The organism is Streptomyces sp. JLBT605 (genome assembly GCF_058215555.1).
Map to the genome: position 1 here is coordinate 3,520,082 of NZ_CM177087.1, position 15,570 is coordinate 3,535,651.

16 protein-coding genes and 1 tRNA gene are annotated in these 15,570 nt (G+C 70.4%); 9 read left to right on the forward strand and 8 right to left on the reverse strand.

The window, feature by feature from the left end:
• Positions 1–109 precede the first annotated feature (109 nt).
• From AC4BDD_RS15245 to AC4BDD_RS15255, 3 genes are all read right to left on the reverse strand, one after another.
• Positions 110–313 carry a cold-shock protein gene (locus AC4BDD_RS15245; RefSeq protein ID WP_028799214.1) on the reverse strand — a complete coding sequence of 68 codons (204 nt, stop codon included), beginning with the start codon at positions 311–313 and terminating at the stop codon, positions 110–112.
• Positions 314–879: 566 nt separating this feature from the next.
• Positions 880–2,271, reverse strand: a complete 1,392-nt coding sequence (locus AC4BDD_RS15250; RefSeq protein ID WP_490691551.1) for a cryptochrome/photolyase family protein — start codon at positions 2,269–2,271, stop codon at positions 880–882.
• A gap of 92 nt (positions 2,272–2,363) precedes the next feature.
• Positions 2,364–3,878: an SDR family oxidoreductase gene (locus AC4BDD_RS15255; RefSeq protein WP_490691552.1), complete on the reverse strand. Its 1,515-nt coding sequence runs from the start codon at positions 3,876–3,878 to the stop codon at positions 2,364–2,366.
• A gap of 358 nt (positions 3,879–4,236) precedes the next feature.
• Here AC4BDD_RS15255 and AC4BDD_RS15260 point away from each other — a divergent pair, with 358 nt between their 5' ends.
• Together AC4BDD_RS15260 and AC4BDD_RS15265 are read left to right on the forward strand one after the other, a co-directional pair.
• On the forward strand, positions 4,237–5,004 hold the full coding sequence (locus AC4BDD_RS15260) for a GNAT family N-acetyltransferase (protein WP_490691553.1): 768 nt from the start codon (positions 4,237–4,239) through the stop codon (positions 5,002–5,004).
• Positions 5,005–5,139: 135 nt separating this feature from the next.
• The gene (locus AC4BDD_RS15265; RefSeq protein ID WP_490691554.1) at positions 5,140–7,191 is read left to right on the forward strand and encodes a hypothetical protein; all 2,052 of its coding nucleotides are present in this window, start codon (positions 5,140–5,142) and stop codon (positions 7,189–7,191) included.
• A 319-nt stretch (positions 7,192–7,510) separates the two neighbouring features.
• On the opposite strand, the gene AC4BDD_RS15270 is transcribed toward AC4BDD_RS15265, so the two are convergent.
• A complete protein-coding gene (locus AC4BDD_RS15270) occupies positions 7,511–8,440 on the reverse strand; it encodes a zinc-binding dehydrogenase (protein WP_490691555.1) in 930 nt (309 codons plus the stop codon).
• Between the two features lie 128 nt (positions 8,441–8,568).
• Here AC4BDD_RS15270 and AC4BDD_RS15275 point away from each other — a divergent pair, with 128 nt between their 5' ends.
• Positions 8,569–9,216: a TetR/AcrR family transcriptional regulator gene (locus tag AC4BDD_RS15275; RefSeq protein ID WP_490691556.1), complete on the forward strand. Its 648-nt coding sequence runs from the start codon at positions 8,569–8,571 to the stop codon at positions 9,214–9,216.
• A 186-nt stretch (positions 9,217–9,402) separates the two neighbouring features.
• On the opposite strand, the gene AC4BDD_RS15280 is transcribed toward AC4BDD_RS15275, so the two are convergent.
• Positions 9,403–10,032, reverse strand: a complete 630-nt coding sequence (locus AC4BDD_RS15280) for a TetR/AcrR family transcriptional regulator (protein WP_490691786.1) — start codon at positions 10,030–10,032, stop codon at positions 9,403–9,405.
• 113 nt (positions 10,033–10,145) lie between these two features.
• Between AC4BDD_RS15280 and AC4BDD_RS15285 the strand changes: the two genes are divergently transcribed.
• Positions 10,146–10,730: a dihydrofolate reductase family protein gene (locus AC4BDD_RS15285; RefSeq protein ID WP_490691557.1), complete on the forward strand. Its 585-nt coding sequence runs from the start codon at positions 10,146–10,148 to the stop codon at positions 10,728–10,730.
• A gap of 59 nt (positions 10,731–10,789) precedes the next feature.
• Entirely contained in the window at positions 10,790–11,569 is a 780-nt protein-coding gene (locus AC4BDD_RS15290; RefSeq protein ID WP_490691558.1) for a VOC family protein, read from the forward strand.
• Between the two features lie 228 nt (positions 11,570–11,797).
• Here the strand turns inward: AC4BDD_RS15290 and AC4BDD_RS15295 are convergent, their stop codons facing one another.
• Genes AC4BDD_RS15295 through AC4BDD_RS15305 form a run of 3 tightly spaced genes read right to left on the reverse strand, consistent with a single transcriptional unit; the run spans position 11,798 to position 12,926 of the window.
• Positions 11,798–12,061: a hypothetical protein gene (locus AC4BDD_RS15295; protein ID WP_490691559.1), complete on the reverse strand. Its 264-nt coding sequence runs from the start codon at positions 12,059–12,061 to the stop codon at positions 11,798–11,800.
• Positions 12,058–12,357 carry a hypothetical protein gene (locus AC4BDD_RS15300; RefSeq protein WP_490691560.1) on the reverse strand — a complete coding sequence of 100 codons (300 nt, stop codon included), beginning with the start codon at positions 12,355–12,357 and terminating at the stop codon, positions 12,058–12,060. Before AC4BDD_RS15300 ends, AC4BDD_RS15295 begins: the two co-directional genes overlap by 4 nt.
• A 5-nt stretch (positions 12,358–12,362) precedes the next feature.
• Positions 12,363–12,926, reverse strand: coding sequence for a DUF5994 family protein (locus AC4BDD_RS15305; protein WP_490691561.1), 564 nt, complete (start codon positions 12,924–12,926; stop codon positions 12,363–12,365).
• A gap of 300 nt (positions 12,927–13,226) precedes the next feature.
• Here AC4BDD_RS15305 and AC4BDD_RS15310 point away from each other — a divergent pair, with 300 nt between their 5' ends.
• From AC4BDD_RS15310 to AC4BDD_RS15325, 4 genes are all read left to right on the forward strand, one after another.
• Positions 13,227–13,754, forward strand: a complete 528-nt coding sequence (locus AC4BDD_RS15310) for a DUF5994 family protein (RefSeq protein ID WP_490691562.1) — start codon at positions 13,227–13,229, stop codon at positions 13,752–13,754.
• Positions 13,755–13,788: 34 nt separating this feature from the next.
• A complete protein-coding gene (locus AC4BDD_RS15315) occupies positions 13,789–14,067 on the forward strand; it encodes a TetR/AcrR family transcriptional regulator (RefSeq protein WP_490691563.1) in 279 nt (92 codons plus the stop codon).
• 213 nt (positions 14,068–14,280) lie between these two features.
• Positions 14,281–14,356: transfer RNA gene (locus AC4BDD_RS15320), tRNA-Trp, on the forward strand.
• A 363-nt stretch (positions 14,357–14,719) separates the two neighbouring features.
• Complete coding sequence (locus AC4BDD_RS15325; protein WP_490689069.1) at positions 14,720–15,487, forward strand: GNAT family N-acetyltransferase; 768 nt, start codon at positions 14,720–14,722, stop codon at positions 15,485–15,487.
• The last annotated feature ends 83 nt before the right edge of the window (positions 15,488–15,570 follow it).

The window sequence follows — 15,570 nt, forward strand, 5'->3', positions numbered from 1 at the left end:
GGTCGGAGATGCGGTGGAGCCTTCCCGCCGCCGCCCGGAAAAGCAGCGAGCTGGGGCCCGCACCCCTCAGGTGCGGGCCCCAGCTGCGAAGTAAGCGTCAGCGCCGGTGTCAGGCGGGAACGATGTTCTCGGCCGTCGGGCCCTTCTGGCCCTGCGCGATGTCGAACGACACCTTCTGGCCCTCCAGCAGCTCGCGGAAGCCCTGGGTAGCGATGTTCGAGTAGTGGGCGAAGACGTCGGCGCCGCCGCCGTCCTGCTCGATGAAGCCGAAGCCCTTTTCCGCGTTGAACCACTTCACGGTGCCAGTAGCCATGTCATTTCTCCTTGGGAGACGGTGCCAGGAATTCACCCTGCGTGAATTCCGTGTCGCCGTGATGATTACCCCGTCGGAAATGAACCTTCTGGCAACCACACCTGCAACTGATAACGACAGTAGCACGGTGCGATCGGCCCTGCACGGCTGATAATTCCGCGCCGGTCGTCGGTCGAGGAATACTCGCCGGGCCCTGTGTCTATTTCTCATTTCGCGGCAACAGATATTGATCCCCGCGGGTCCGGCCTTTTCTGTCGGGGACGTCCGCCCGCAGCCCCGTGACCTCTGCCGACGGGAGATGCGCCGCTGCCACTGTCATCAGCGGATGGCACAGCGGCGGACGCGTCGAGACCCCCCTGCCGCGAGGAAGGTCACATCGCCCGCGAAGAGCACGACGGCCGGGACCGCGTCGGCGCGGTGAACGCGGCACGCGGATGCTTGGCGAGCGCTTCGCGGGCGCGGCGGGCGGAAGAGCTCGGCGGCACCGCGGTATCTCCGGCGGGCCCGCCCCCCCCGCCGGGGGAAGGTGAGGGCCGAGCCGGTCGCTGCACGTCAGCGCCATTCCGTCACGCCGGGGCCCCTCGGTGCTGCCGGTCGCGGGCCCGCCGGAACCGGTCCAGCCCCTCGGACAGCTCCACCACCGGATCGGGGTAGTCGAGCGCAGCGCGGTCCGGGTCGGGCAGCTTCCACGGTTCGTGCACCACCGGGGCGTTCACCCCACGGAGTTCGGGCACCCAGCGGCGCACATAGACACCGTCGGGGTCGTACCGCTTGGCCTGGATGACGGGGTTGAGGACCCGGTTGGGCCGGGTGTCGGTGCCGGTCCCGGCCACCCACTGCCAGTTGAGCTGGTTGTCGGCCACGTCGCCATCGACCAGCCACCGCAGGAAGTGGGCGGCGCCGATCCGCCAGTCGACGTAGAGGGTCTTGGTCAGGAAGCTCGCCGTCAACAGCCGGGCGCGATTGTGCATCCAGCCCTCGTGGCGCAGCTGCCGCATTGCCGCGTCGATGACCGGGTAGCCGGTACGGCCCTGGCGCCACGCATCGATGTCGGCCTCCGCGGTGCGCTCCGTGCGCCACCGGTCGTGTCTGGTGCGGTAGTCGGCGTGGGCGGCGTCAGGGCGGGCGGCGAGAACCTGGCGGTGGAAGTCGCGCCAGGCAAGCTGCCGTACGAACGCCTCGGCGCCCGGACCGCCGTGGCGCCTGGCCCGGTGGACGAGTTCCGCCGGGGACAGGGTGCCGAAGTGCAGGTGGGCGGAGAGCCTGGAGGTGGCATCGGCAGCCAGGTCGTCGCGGGTGGTGTCGTAGGCGTCCAGACTGCGCCTCCAATAGGCGGTCACCCGCCTGCGGCCTTCGCTCTCCCCGCCGGCCGGCAGCGCGGGCGAGACGCCGGTGACGTCACCGCGGGCGGGTGGCGGCTCGCCTCTCACGTGGTCGGGGACGTGCACGCGGCGCGGAGCGGCGGCGACGGGACGCAAGGGCGCCTGCGACCACCGCCGGTAGTACGGCGTGAAGACGGCGAAGTGGTCGGAGGAGGCGGGAGTCACCTCCCCGGGCGGCACGGCCACGGTGACCGCGTCGTGGGCGAACAGCCGCCGCCCCGCCGCCTCCAGAGCGGAGCGCAACCGCTCCTCACGCCGGATGGCGAAACGGCTGTGCCCGGCGGACATGTGCACCGCATCAGCGTCCGCGTCGGTCACCGTGCGGCAGACCTCTTCCACCAGGTCGCCGGAGCGCACCACGAGCCGTCCGCCCAGCTCACGCAGCGACGCGTCGAGGTCGGCCAGGCAGTCGGCGAGGAAGGCGCTGCGGTTGGGAGCGGCGAACCCCGCCGCCACCACGGCGCGGTCCCGCACGAAGAGCGGGACGACCGCGTCGGACGCGTCCAGGGCCGCACGCAGCGGCGGATGATCGTGCAGACGCAGGTCGCAGGTGAAGAGGACGACTGAGGCGCGCATGGCTTTCAGCTTCTCTCCGGTGGTTCGGGAGGGCCGGTGCGGACGGCACGGTCCGGACCGCGGGATCCGCTGGCCGCGGCCGTCACCGAGGATCACGCGCGCTCCTGCTGGGCTCGGGCCGCGGCGCGGACGATGTTGCGGGCCATGCCGCCGAAGACGACCGCGTGGAACGGCGAGATGCTCCACCAGTACAGCTGGCCGAGCAGTCCGCGGGGAAGGAACACCGCACGCTGCCGGTAGCGGACGGGCCCCTCGCCGTCCACCCGCATCTCCAGCCATGCCAGCCCGGGCAGCCGCATCTCGGCGCGCAGCCGCAGAAGCCGACCGCGCTCGATCTCCTCCACCCGCCAGAAGTCCAGCGAGTCGCCGACTCGCAGCCGGCGCGCGTCACGTCGGCCCCGACGCAGGCCCACGCCGCCCACGAGACGGTCGAGCCAACCGCGCACCGCCCAGGCCAGTGGGAAGGAGTACCAGCCGTTCTCCCCGCCGATGCCTTCGATGACCTCCCACAGCGCCTCCGGGGCGGCCTCGGCTTCGCGTTCGCGCATGTCGGTGTAGAGGCTGCCGCCCGCCCAGCCCGGGTCGGTGGGCAACGGATCGCTGGGCGCGCCCGGCGTGGCGGCCGACGACCAGCGGGTGGTGACCTGTGCGTCGCGGACGCGCTGCAGCGCCAGGGAGACGGCGCGGTCGAAGCCGAGAGGGTGGCCGGGTGGGCTGGGTACGTACCCTTCGATGTCGTTCTCCCGGCAGACCACCTCATGGCGCAGGGACTCCGTCAGTGGGCGGGCGATCGAGGCGGGCACCGGCGTCACAAGGCCGACCCAGAGGCTGGACAGGCCAGGGGTGAGGAGGGGGACGGGCAGGATCAACCGTCGAGGCAGGCCGGCCACGGCGGCGTACCGCCGCATCATGTCCCGGTAGGTGAGCACCTCCGGGCCGCCGATGTCGAAGGCGCGGTTGACGTCGGGGGGCAGACCGGCGCAGCCCACCAGGATGCGCAGCACGTCCCGCACGGCGATCGGCTGGATGCGGGTGCGCACCCAACGCGGAGTGATCATCACTGGCAGCCGCTCCGTGAGGTAGCGCAGCATCTCGAAACTCGCCGAACCGGAGCCGATGATCACCGCGGCGCTCAGGACAGCGGTCGGCACGCCCGAGGCCAGCAGGATGCGGCCGACCTCCGCACGGGAGCGCAGGTGCGGAGAGAGACGGGACTCCGGAACGCCCGCGGGATGGAGTCCGCCGAGGTAGACCAGGCGGCGCACACCGGCCCGCCGGGCCTGTTCGCCGAAGACCTGGGCAGCGGCGCGGTCGGCACGCTCGAAGCCGCGCCCGCTGCCCAGCGCGTGCACCAGGTAGTAGGCCACGTCCACACCGTCCATCGCCCGCGCCACCGACCCGGCGTCGGTCACGTCGCCCGGGACGATCTCCACCCGGCCGGACCACGGATGGTCACGCAGCTTGCCGGGGGAGCGGACCAGGCAGCGCACCCGGTGACCGGCGTCCAGCAACTCGGGCACCAGCCGGCCACCGACGTAGCCGCTGGCGCCGGTCACCAGACAGGTCAGGGCGACCGGAGCCGCCGCCGTGTCATCGGCCGTCGTCATGGCTGCCTTCTCCGCCACAGGTCCCGTTCCCGTCCGCCCATGAGTGATGTTCCGATGCACCGCACCGGATCTCTTCGCCCCTCCACCGTGTGGGTGGGCCGGCCGGGTGCGCCAGTGCGCGCGGCGATCGGGTGACATCCGAGCGCCAGGGAGCACGAGGCCGCGTCCGTACTCCTCCGGTCAGCCGTCGGATCGGCCTACTCCCGACCGAGGTCTGCGACCGGGCAGGGGCGGCAACGATCGAGACGGAACATGGAGCCGGTCGTGCTCGCCAGGTGGTCCGGCCGTGCGGGTGGCCCAGTCAGCTCGCATGGAATTGGCCCCTGCGATGGGGCAATTGAGCAGTAGCGTAGGCGCAATGACAACACGATCTCCGTCGGCCGACCAGCCCGTCTCCATAGCCTTGGCCGAGGCGCCGATGCGTCAGGCCCGTAACTCCGCCGCCTTCTGGACCGCGACCGGCCGATCCCGGGGGCATGAGGTCATCCGGCGCCGCGGATTCGTCGCGGTCGACGGCGACGCGCGCGCCGGCCTGCGGATCCTGATCCAAGAGCCGGTCCTCGACCCGCGCGAACTGACCGAGTTGAGCGAGCTGGTACGCCGAGCCGCAGGCCCGGTGAACGCCGAGGATCCGTTCGGCTCGACCGACCTGAGCCACCTGGGCATGCGCAGCTGGCAGATGCCGGTCATGCTGCGCCCGCCCGGGCCCGTCGGCGAACCGATGCTGGACGTGATCCGGGTACGGCGGCCCGAGGACCTCCAGGCGGCCGAGCGGATCGTGATCGACGGCTTCGAGCTGGCCGGATTCAAGCCCTACCGCCCCGGCGAGCTTTTCCCGGTGGCGCTGATCGAGCAGCCGGGCGTGGACGTGTTCCTCGCCACGCACGACGGCGTGCCCGCGGGAGCCGGCGTCTGTGTCGTGGACGACGGCGTCGGCAGCCATTACTGGGTCGGCACTTCGCCGGCTTTCCGGTCGCGTGGCGTGGGGCGGGCCGTCATGCTCGGCTCCCTCGCCCACCTGGCGGAGCTGCCGGTCACGCTCACCGCTTCGAAGCTGGGCAGGCCGCTGTACGAGTCGCTGGGTTACACCGCCGCGGCGCTCTCGACCTGGTGGGCCTCTCAGTGACGCCGCCGCGGTGAAGCCCGTCGGTCTGGAAACGGCGGGCCAGCGCCGCAGCCCGAACGGCCGCTCTGGAGAAGGGCGGAGAGGAGCTGGGCAAGTGCTGGGGGACGCGGCCGGACGGACGCTATAACAGAGCGCATGAACGCCATCGAAAGCCAGCGTATCGAGCTTCAACTGGCACTCAAACGAGCACATCGCTGGCTGACTGCCGGACGCGAACTGACCCACTATCTGGACGCTGATGCCGGGCGGCTGGATTACGACCTGAGGGTCATGGAGCAGTTGGGGACCCGCGCCGCCTCGACGATGATCAACGTGGCGATGCTGGGCGGGTTCTCCTCCGGAAAGAGTTTTCTGGTGGGCGGGCTCCAGGGCCGCCTGGAGTACGCGCCGGTCACCAATGACAACGGCATCACCTCGGACCAGTACATCGGACTGCTTTACTCCGCTTCCCGGGTGACAACCGCCTGTCCCGCGTCGGTGGTTCCGGTGGAGCGGACCACGGAGATCGACGCGAGCGGGCGCGGCTACCTCCGGGCGCGGTTCACCGATGAGCGGGCCTGGTACGACATCGGGCACGCGCCGGTACCCGCCGTCGTCGCGGCCTATACGACGCAGGATCCCCGGGCAGTCGCCCGGGGGCGGGCGGCCGAGCACCGGGAGCGGACGGTGGCCGAGGTGGAGGTGCTGCTGTCGGATCCGCTGCTCCCCGCGAAGCTGTACGACCTGCCCGGCCATGGCTCGCCGCATCCGGTCCACGACGAGATCGCCAACAACGCGTGGGCGGAGGCGGACTGTTTCCTTTACGTCGCCCAGGCCACGCACACCCTGTCGGCAGCCGATCTGGAGTTGATCAACCGGCTGCACGCGCACCATCTCAGCTCGGGCAAGCGCGTCATCTGGGTGCTGACCGCGATCGACCGGGCGGACAACGTCAACTTCGACAACGAGCCGGAGTGGAAGGACACCCTGGAGGCGAACAACGCTTATCTGCGGGAGAACTTCCCGCCCGCCTCGGGCGCCGCGGACACCTTCATCGGGCCGGACGGCTTCATCCCGGTGTCCCCGGCCTGGGAGGCGCTGGGCAACTGGCATCTGGCGCAGGGGAACGCCGCCATGGGCGAGCGGATGGTGGCCGCCAGCCGGATGCGCAGGCTGCGGCGGACGCTCTCCGACCTGATCGACACCGGCACCGGGAAGCGGCACATCGGCACGGTCGCCAAGGAGGCCGTGAAGCTGCTCGCGCCCCGCCATCAGGTGATCTCCGAACTGCTGGTCGCGGCGCGGCTGCCGCTGGACACGCTGTCGAGCGAGCGCGACGACCTGAGCCGTCGGCTGCGCCATCTGGGTGCGGCGGTGGATACGGTCCGCGACCAGCTGGCGGGCGCGCTCCGATCACATATCCGGCGCACCGAGGCGAGTTTCAGCGGGCTGGCGGACTTCCTGCACCAGCGGCTGGACCCGCAGATCAAGGAGGCCGACCTGACCAAGGACAAGGAGGCGAACCGGATCGAGGTCCGCAAGTCGCAGGTGCTGCAGGACTGGGTGGCGAACCACGGTCCCATGCGCGAGTGGGAGACGGAGCTGGGGGCGTTCACCGACGGCGCCCTCAACACGGTCCGAGCCACCCTCAGCGACACCGACCCACTGGGCGATCTGGGTGTGACTCCGGCCCGGGTGAACCTGGACGACCTGACCGTGCCGCCGTCCCAGCGACCGCAGAACGGGGCGCAGGACGTCGCGCAGACCGCGACCGGATTCGTCACCCTGGCCACGCCGGTGGCCGGCGGACTGGCGGCCGCCACCGGCATCGTCACCGGCCCGCTGCTGGCCATCCCGGCCGCGGTGACGCTGATCGCCGGGCTGATGTACGGCGGGATCCGGGGGCGGCGGCGGAACAAGACGGCGCTGGATCTGCTGCGGCAGGAGTGGATCGATGATCTGGACGAGACGGCCCGGCGGTACAAGCAGGCGTTCATCGGGGCGGCTCGAATGCAGGGCGACCTGATCATCGAGCGCGCGATCGAGCTGCTGTCCGAGCGAGAGGATGAGCTGTCGCGGAAGATCATTCTGGTGGAGAGCCGTCTCGCCGAACCGGCGAACACGGACCGGAGTGATCTGATCGCGCGGATGGGCCCGCACTGCCAGGCGGTGGAGGAACTGCTGGCCGACCTGAAGACGTTCACCTGACCCGCCGTCGTGCCGGACCTGCTCGGCTGGTCCGGGCCGATCCTGACCAGAAGCTCGTGACCGACTTCACCGAAAGCCCCTCCGCAGCACTCGTCACGACCGACGCGTGATCCGGCACAGCCCGATGACCGCTTCAGCCGTCCCCCCGAGGGAAGGTGACGTTCGGGGGTCACGCGGGGCATTACGGCCCTCACCGGAAGAATTCTCCGCGTACACGTGTACGCGGACGGTCGGGTACAGCGATACGCCCCCACCCGGAGGGTGGTCGCGAGCAGGCCAAAGAGTCGGGGCCGCCCCGGCCTGAGCGCCGACATCTTCGTCAGACGATTTCGAGTACCGCTTTGCCGTGGAGCCGGCGTCCGAGCAGGGTCTCGGCTGCTTCGGCCGCCTTCTCCCAGCTCCCTCGCCAGGAGATCCGCGGATCGAGGTCGCCGGCCGCGACTCGGGTGGCGAGCCAGGTCAGATCGGGGCCCAGACCGGTGCAGGAGAGCAGGAAGAAGGTGGCGATGGAGCGGTCATGCCGTCCCTGATCGCCGAAGAAGGCTCCGAACGGGAAGTTCTCACTCGCGCCCGTCGCGTGTCCCACGGCGACCAACGTCCCCTTCTCGGCCAGCCGCTCGTAGGCATCGACAAGCTGCCGGCCACCCACCAGGTCCACGACGCCGTCCACCGGCGTGCCGAGCGAGGCGGGCTCCGCGACCACCTCGTGAGCGCCGAGGCTGCGCAGGCCGTCACCGTGTGACTCGGGGCTTGCGGTGGAGGCGATGACGTACGCACCACCAAGCCGGGCGAGCTGGACGGCGTACCGCCCGACGCCACCGGTGGACCCGGTGACGAGGACCCGCCTGCCGAGGATCGGACCCAGGCGGTGCAGGGCACGCAAGGCGCTGGCGCCTGCGACGGGGATCGTACTGATCGCCCCGGGGTCGGCGCCGGCAGGAACCGTGCCGATCAGATCGGTGTCGACGGCGCGGAGTTCGGCCCAGGCCCCGTCGGGAGCCAGTGTCACCACGGGGGTTCCGGCGGCCGGCCCTGAGCCGTCGGCCGCCGCCTGCTCCACGACGCCGGCCGCGTCCCAGCCGGGGACGGCCCCGTCCGGCGCGTTCTCCAGGCCATGCCTGATCTCGCCGTAGTTGAGGGACGTCGCCGTCACCCGGACCAGTGCCTGATGGGGCGCTGGTGTCGGGTCGGGAGCATGGCCGAGCCGTAGTCCGGCGGGGGCGGAGCGGTCGACGAGCAGAGCACGCATGCGTGTGCACCTTCCGGCAGGGCTGAGCGGCGCCTCGGTGGAGGCACCGGAGATACTTATGCCACTGAGTGGCATAAGTGTGCAAGTGGCGTTAGCGCTCCTGAGGCATCACCGGATACGCTGCCGCCATGGCGGAAACCCAGAAGGAGCGGCTGCCGCTGCGCGAGCGCAAGAAGCTCCGCACCCGGCAGTCGCTGATCGATGCGGCCCTGGAGCAGTTCACCGAGCGCGGCTTCGACGGCACGACTCTCGACGAGCTCTGCGACGCGGTGGACGTCTCCAAGCGCACGTTCTTCCGCTACTTCGCGAGCAAGGAAGACGTCGCCATGGCGCCGGCCCAGGACCTCTGGGTGGCCTTCCTCGACGACCTGGAGACCCGCGACCCGGGCGGCCGTGCCCTCTTGGAGATGCTGCAGGACGCACTGCTGGCCGCCCTGGACCGGATGACGGCCGACGACTGGGCCCGACGCCTGCTGCTCAGTCGCCGACTCGCGGAGAAGACACCCTCCATGGGCGCGCACGGCCTCCACTTCTGCGACCGCACCTGCCGCGCCGCGCTCGCCGTCCTGCACCGCAGGTTCGACCTCGACCCCACGGGAGACCCGCGCCCCCGGCTCGCGCTGGATGTCCTGATCGCCGCGTTCCACTGCGCGCTGGCCACGTGGACGTCGCGTCCGGGCACCCCCACACGCGCCGGCCTCGCGGCCGACCTGCGCGAGGCGTTCGCCGCCGTACCCGGCAGCCTGACGCTGGCCGCAGTGCCGCGAAAGGGGTGAGTGGGCAGTCGTCCTGTCGATCACCGGCTGGGTTGACGCCTGCGGCTGGAACCACCGGGCCGATGCCATCGAGGCGTTGGGCCCTGTCGAAATTCAGGACGTCGTCATCGCATCAGAGATGACGGACCACGGAACTGCAACCAGGCGGGTCGTCTACCGTCTTGGCGGCCCGGACGTGCGGCAAGGTCACGAGGTTGCCGCCGTGGGATGGTTGCCAAGGGCGGCGGCGAGGAGAGTGCGGAGGTGGTCGGCCTCCGGAACCAGTGTGGCCTCGATCTCGTCGTCGGAGTGGCCGGCCAGGGTGAGTTCCTGGATGCGCCGGAACAGCAGCCGGTCCGCGGCGGCGATCAGGGCGGCGGCGGCCCGGGGCGCGATGTCCGGGGCGGGATCCGGGGTAGCGTCGGCCAGCGCTGCGGCGAGTGCCTCCTCTCGCTGATCGTGCAGTTCGCGCAGCCGGGCGATGAGGGTGGGGCTGTCGGCGACCATGCGTGCGAACGCGGGGCCGGTGAAGCCGACGACGGGGCTGTGTTCCAGCAGGGCGGCGCGGAACGTCCGCCGCAGGGCGGTGAGCGGCTCTTCGTCGGGCTCACGCTCGGCGACGGCCAGGGCCAGGCCCTGGGTGAACGCCTCGTGGTGGTCGAGGGCCAGGTCCTCCTTGCGAGGGAAGTAGTTGGTCACCGTCTTCTTGGCCACGCGAGCCGCCACGGCGATCTCGGCGATGGTCGTCTGCTCGAAGCCCTGCTCGATGAAGAGCCTGGTGGCGCAGTCGGAGATCAGCTGCCTGGTCTCCTGCTTCTTGGACTCGCGGAGCCCCATCTCGGTAGTCATGAAGCAATCTTACCCTCGATGCAAAATTATGCTTGACGTTCGATCATGCTCCGACGTAAAGTTGCGCCCGTTATAAAGTTCACCCTGACGAACGGACTGGGATGCGCAAGCTCACCTACCTCATCGGAACCACCATCGACGGCTTCATCGCCGCCCCCGACGGCGACTTCGACTTCTTCATGCCGCACGTCACCGAGGACTACCTGCCGCACCTGATCGCCGAGTACGCGGAAACCCTCCCGACTCCGGGCCGCGCGGCCCTCGGCATCCCGGACGCGCTCAACACCCGCTTCGACACCGTGCTCATGGGCCGCAGCACCTATGCCCCGGGGCTGGCTGCTGGCCTCACCAGTCCGTACGCCCACCTGCGGCAGATCGTCCTCTCCCGCTCGCTCACCACCAGCCCGGACCAGGCCGTCGAGGTCACCGACGAGGACCCGCTCACTCTGGTGCGCAAGCTCAAGCAGGAGGAAGGGCTCGGGATCTGGCTCTGTGGCGGTGCCGATCTGGCCGGCCAACTCCTGCCCGAGATCGACGAGCTGATCGTCAAGCAGTACCCGATCGTGGCCGGCTCGGGCATCCCACTCTTCCGGGCCGACTTCTCGCCGCGCACGTTCAAGCTCACCGACACCCGCGTGTTCGAGGGCGGGAACCTCGTCCTCACTTACGCGAAGACCTCCGACTAGAGCAGCACCCGCCCAGGCGCCCGCACACGATCCACCAGCCGAACCAGCCAGGAGCCACCTTGCGCGTCACCTCCTCCACCCTGTCCCTCACCGTCGCCGACGTGGACGCCTCCCGCGACTTCTTCTGCACCTACCTCGGCTACCAGGTCGCCATGGCCGCCGACGGCTTCGCGTCGCTGACCCGCGATGACGCCGCTGCCGACGTCGTGCTGCTGAGCCGCGGCACCGAGGTGCTCCCGCCCGAGCAGCGCGACCAGCAGGCCACGGGTCTGATCCTCGCGCTCACCGTCACCGGCATCGAGGCCGAGGAGCGGCGCCTGCGCGAGGCGGGCGCCCCGATCACCATGCCGCTGCGCGAGGAGCCCTGGGGTGAGCGGCTCTTCCAGCTGACCGGCCCGAACGGAATCGTCGTCCAGCTCGTCGAATGGTCCACCCCCGACGAGCCCACCCAGAGCGAGGAACCCGCCGTGATCGTGATCACCCCCGCCGCCGAGAACGTCACCGAGTCCCCGAACGCCCGCATGACCGGTCTGGCCGCCCCCAGCCGGGGCAGCGCGGAACTCAGCACCTGGACCGTCGCTATGGAGGCCGGTCAGACCGGCCCCGAGCACGTCATCAGCCGCGAACAGGTGTGGACGGTCACCGCCGGCGTCCTCGACGTCACCTGCGGAGGTCGCACCGAGAAGATCACGGCCGGGCAGACCTTCGTCCTCCCGCCGGATGTGCTCCGCCAGGTCCACGCCCCGCAGGCGGCCGAGGCCCACGTCGCCATGTGCTCGGACGGCGTGGCCTCCGTACCCGGCACGGAGGGCACCCGCATCCTGCCCTGGGCCCGGTAACGGCCGCGCGCAGGACGAATCCCACCCCTCGCACCTCCTTCCCGTAACGGAGACGGCTTGTCCGTGCGCATCACCGCCCTGACCGACCCCGAGGAGACCTCCGCCGGCCGCGCGCAGTGTTGCCATCGCCGCCGCCCTCTCATGCTTGGTGTCGGCGCGGGAAGTGGCCGGGGCGGGCGCCCTGCCCGGCCGTCTGGCACGCCGCCGCGCGGGTTTGCGGCCGGTGCCTCAGACCTCGTCGGACTGCGTTCGGTCGTCGTCCGATGACTTGCTGGACAGGAGCCAGGAGCGGGCGGGTTCGGCGGCGTGGGTGGTGTCCACGGTGAGGTGGAGACGGGTTCCGCCGTCGTGGCCTTCGGGGTAGCTGCGTTGTTCGGTGGAGGCGAAGCGGCGCCGGAGAACCTCCGCGACCTGGCGTGCCGTCTCCGGGGACGCGGCGACGATACGAACCTCGGCGTGTCCGGCCGAGGGCACGGGTTCCGCTGGTTTCATGGTGTCCTCGTTCCTCGGGTGACATGAGGTGACGTGCCGGTGGGCGCGCCGCCTTGGCGTCCCACCCACCGCCCCCGGTCGGAGAAGAGTCGGTGCCCTTCGCGGTCCCCGTGGTGTCCGGCGGCCCCGTCGACCGGCCGTCGGAGCTTCCGTCTCCGGCCGCCGCGCACCGGCAGGACGTCGCTGTAGCGGAAGGCCGCGATCCTTTGGGCGTGCTGGGCGTTGAGCAGGTGGATCAGCAGAACCGCCAGGACGATCATGGCGAGGATCACCGCGGTGGTGATGACGGTCTCCACTGTCCTCACCCCTCTGGGGCGGGGGTCGGGGGTCTGATCGGGTGCCTGAGCGGCGGGGGCGCGGCCCCGCCCTCGGTGTCCCACTCCGATTCCCGGCCGCGGTCCTGGGCCGCGTCGCGGATCGCGTCCTCGTCGTCCATCAGCATGCTGGCGGCGAGGAGGCTCCCCGGGGTGGTTGCGGCGGACATCAGCCGGGCGGCGGAGGCCGCGCTGGTTTCCGGCGGGATCACCAGCAGGTCCCAGCGTTCGGCGCTGTAGGAGAGCAGAACCAGCTTGTGCGGATCCTGCTCGTCCCTGAACCAGCCCACGTGCACCGTGTGCCCGGCGACGGGCACCTTCGGGGGGATCACCGGCCAGTGGGTGGGGTTCACCGTGACGCGGGTGATCCGGCCCCAGCACCTGTCCAGCCTGTCTGTCAGAGCGGGCAACTCGCGGAAGAGGTCGCGGGACCGGGGCCACCAAGCGCCGTCCAGAAGCCCTGGAAGCGCGCCCGTGGGCGTCAGAGCCAAGCGGGCCGGTGGCGAGGAGGCGCGCTCATCCGTCATCGTTCGTTCGGTGGTCATGGTCATGGCGCGAACCCGCCTCCGGGCTTCGACTGCCCGGTGTTGTTGCTCGCCGGGAACGGCACCGGTACGGGAGCCGGTGTGCGAAGTACTCCCGGTGTCTTCACACTACTCCGGCCCGCGACCCTCATCCCCCCGCGACCAGCGCTTTCTCAGGCGCGAGCACCGTACCTGGATTCGCGGACAAGCCTGCGGGCCGGCACGCGGAGTACGGTGAAGCCCTGGGACCCTTCGCTGTGACGACCACGGCGGTTCTGCCACGGGCTATCCAGTGAAGATGCCGATCCCCGTCGAGGGGAGCTCACCATGACCGACTCCGACACCCCCCGTCCCCCCGGGCTCCTGCCGGATGGGATCCACGAGGCAGTGAAGCCCGGGACAGCGCTGCTGCGACTGGAGACGACACGGCTGCGCGAGGGAATCCTCGACGGCGCGTGGTGGCCGCGATCCCGTGACATCGCCGCCGAACTACCCAATCTGATCACCGCGTTGAGCCGGCACCTCGGCCCGATCACCCGCGTCGGACTGGACGCGAGTGCCTGGGAGGAGTTGCCGACGCGACTGATCATCGACGACCGGGTCGTCCACCTCGACTCCTTCCCGGTCGGTGACGACACCGTCCTCATCACCCGGGGCGACAAGGATCATTTCTCACTGCTGGTCGTCCCTCCGCAGGCGACGCCGGATGTGGCACGCGCGGCGATGGCCCAGGCCGTACGAGCCGACAACATCACCTCGGCCGAGCAAATCCTCATCGACACCGGCACCCATCCCGCACGCCTGGGTCTCGCGGAACCCGCACAGACGGACCAGCGGGGCAGCGATTCGACCTGACGCCCCGCCCACGGCCCAGACGCTCACCCCGGCGGTGCCCGGGACCGCGTCTCGGGAGGGCCTCAGTCACCGGGCCATCGCCGAGCGGGCCGATGTCTCGCTCAGCTCCACGACCTACCACTTCGCCGATCGTGAGGCTCTGATCCAGGCCGCGATGGAGCGGGCTGCGGAGGGCTTCGCCGGGTATGTGCGCCAGTGGGCCGCCGACCATGCGGACGACACGCGTGAGCAGCTGGCCGAGGCGCTGGCGGACTCCGTCATGGCGTGTCTGGGCGAGGGGCGGACCGGGGCGGTCGTGGAGTTCGAGCTGTAGGGCCCGCGGTGGATGGCCGGCCCGCCGCCCACGTCGTCGGCGAGGAGGCGCTGGAACTGCTCGTGCCCCAGGTGCCCGCCGCTGGGTGACGCTCCTTGCTCGCGCCTTGTGTTCTGCCGCCACGTGGCCTCTTGCCGGCGGCGGCAGGAGAAGTGCCCACCATGAAAATGTGTGGAACCACCTGCTCGGCCATGCCAAGCTGAGCGGTGTCGAAGGGGTGTAGCTCAGAGGCCAGAGCGCCGGTCTCCAAAACCGGATGTCGCAGGTTCGACTCCTGTCACCCCTGCCATGGTTTCCGCGCGGTAAGCGGCGCGATAGGGACCGCGTGTGGCATGAATTCCCACGAGAGGTCTGGATAAGCAACAAGGTCCAGGTCGCTGACCCGGGCCTTCGTTATGGAGCGGGTGACGAGAATATCGAACTCGCGCTCCGAGCTTGGGAATCACCCAGCACTTGAGCGCTCAGACGGCCTCTGACCTGCGGGAAAGACCATCAGCTGCAGGGCTCGCAAACCATCTTCCCGTGCCTGCTGTTGACCGCTGTTCACTGGAGCCGCTCGTGCTCGCCAGGTAGTCCGGCCGTGCGGGTGGCCCAGTCAGCTCGCATGGAATTGGCCCCTGCGATGGGGCAATTGAGCAGTACCGTAGGCGCAATGACAACACGATCTCCGTCGGCCGACCAGCCCGTCTCCATAGCCTTGGCCGAGGCGCCGATGCGTCAGGCCCGTAACTCCGCCGCCTTCTGGACCGCGACCGGCCGATCCCGGGGGCATGAGGTCATCCGGCGCCGCGGATTCGTCGCGGTCGACGGCGACGCGCGCGCCGGCATGCGGATCCTGATCCAAGAGCCGGTCCTCGACCCGCGCGAACTGACCGAGTTGAGCGAGCTGGTACGCCGAGCCGCAGGCCCGGTGAACGCCGAGGATCCGTTCGGCTCGACCGACCTGAGTCACCTGGGCATGCGCAGCTGGCAGATGCCGGTCATGCTGCGCCCGCCCGGGCCCGTCGGCGAACCGATGCTGGACGTGATCCGGGTACGGCGGCCCGAGGACCTCCAGGCGGCCGAGCGGATCGTGATCGACGGCTTCGAGCTGGCCGGATTCAAGCCCTACCGCCCCGGCGAGCTTTTCCCGGTGGCGCTGATCGAGCAGCCGGGCGTGGACGTGTTCCTCGCCACGCACGACGGCGTGCCCGCGGGAGCCGGCGTCTGTGTCGTGGACGACGGCGTCGGCAGCCATTACTGGGTCGGCACTTCGCCGGCTTTCCGGTCGCGTGGCGTGGGGCGAGCCGTCATGCTTGGCTCCCTCGCCCACCTGGCGGAGCTGCCGGTCACGCTCACCGCTTCGAAGCTGGGCAGGCCGCTGTACGAGTCGCTGGGTTACACCGCCGCGGCGCTCTCGACCTGGTGGGCCTCTCAGTGACGCCACCGCGGTAAAGCCCGCCGGTTTCCAAACGACGGGCCAACGACGAAGCCCCAGGTCACTGACCTGGGGCTTCGTCATGG

Excerpts from the sequence above, each read along its gene's own strand:
- AC4BDD_RS15245 (WP_028799214.1), bottom strand. The coding sequence starts at position 313 with ATGGCTACTGGCACCGTGAAGTGGTTCAACGCGGAAAAGGGCTTCGGC.
- AC4BDD_RS15255 (WP_490691552.1), bottom strand. The coding sequence starts at position 3,878 with ATGACGACGGCCGATGACACGGCGGCGGCTCCGGTCGCCCTGACCTGT.
- AC4BDD_RS15275 (WP_490691556.1), top strand. The coding sequence starts at position 8,569 with ATGGCGGAAACCCAGAAGGAGCGGCTGCCGCTGCGCGAGCGCAAGAAG.
- AC4BDD_RS15285 (WP_490691557.1), top strand. The coding sequence starts at position 10,146 with ATGCGCAAGCTCACCTACCTCATCGGAACCACCATCGACGGCTTCATC.
- AC4BDD_RS15265 (WP_490691554.1), top strand. The coding sequence starts at position 5,140 with ATGAACGCCATCGAAAGCCAGCGTATCGAGCTTCAACTGGCACTCAAA.
- AC4BDD_RS15280 (WP_490691786.1), bottom strand. The coding sequence starts at position 10,032 with ATGGGGCTCCGCGAGTCCAAGAAGCAGGAGACCAGGCAGCTGATCTCC.
- AC4BDD_RS15250 (WP_490691551.1), bottom strand. The coding sequence starts at position 2,271 with ATGCGCGCCTCAGTCGTCCTCTTCACCTGCGACCTGCGTCTGCACGAT.
- AC4BDD_RS15295 (WP_490691559.1), bottom strand. The coding sequence starts at position 12,061 with ATGAAACCAGCGGAACCCGTGCCCTCGGCCGGACACGCCGAGGTTCGT.
- AC4BDD_RS15305 (WP_490691561.1), bottom strand. The coding sequence starts at position 12,926 with ATGACCATGACCACCGAACGAACGATGACGGATGAGCGCGCCTCCTCG.
- AC4BDD_RS15310 (WP_490691562.1), top strand. The coding sequence starts at position 13,227 with ATGACCGACTCCGACACCCCCCGTCCCCCCGGGCTCCTGCCGGATGGG.
- AC4BDD_RS15270 (WP_490691555.1), bottom strand. The coding sequence starts at position 8,440 with ATGCGTGCTCTGCTCGTCGACCGCTCCGCCCCCGCCGGACTACGGCTC.
- AC4BDD_RS15260 (WP_490691553.1), top strand. The coding sequence starts at position 4,237 with ATGACAACACGATCTCCGTCGGCCGACCAGCCCGTCTCCATAGCCTTG.
- AC4BDD_RS15325 (WP_490689069.1), top strand. The coding sequence starts at position 14,720 with ATGACAACACGATCTCCGTCGGCCGACCAGCCCGTCTCCATAGCCTTG.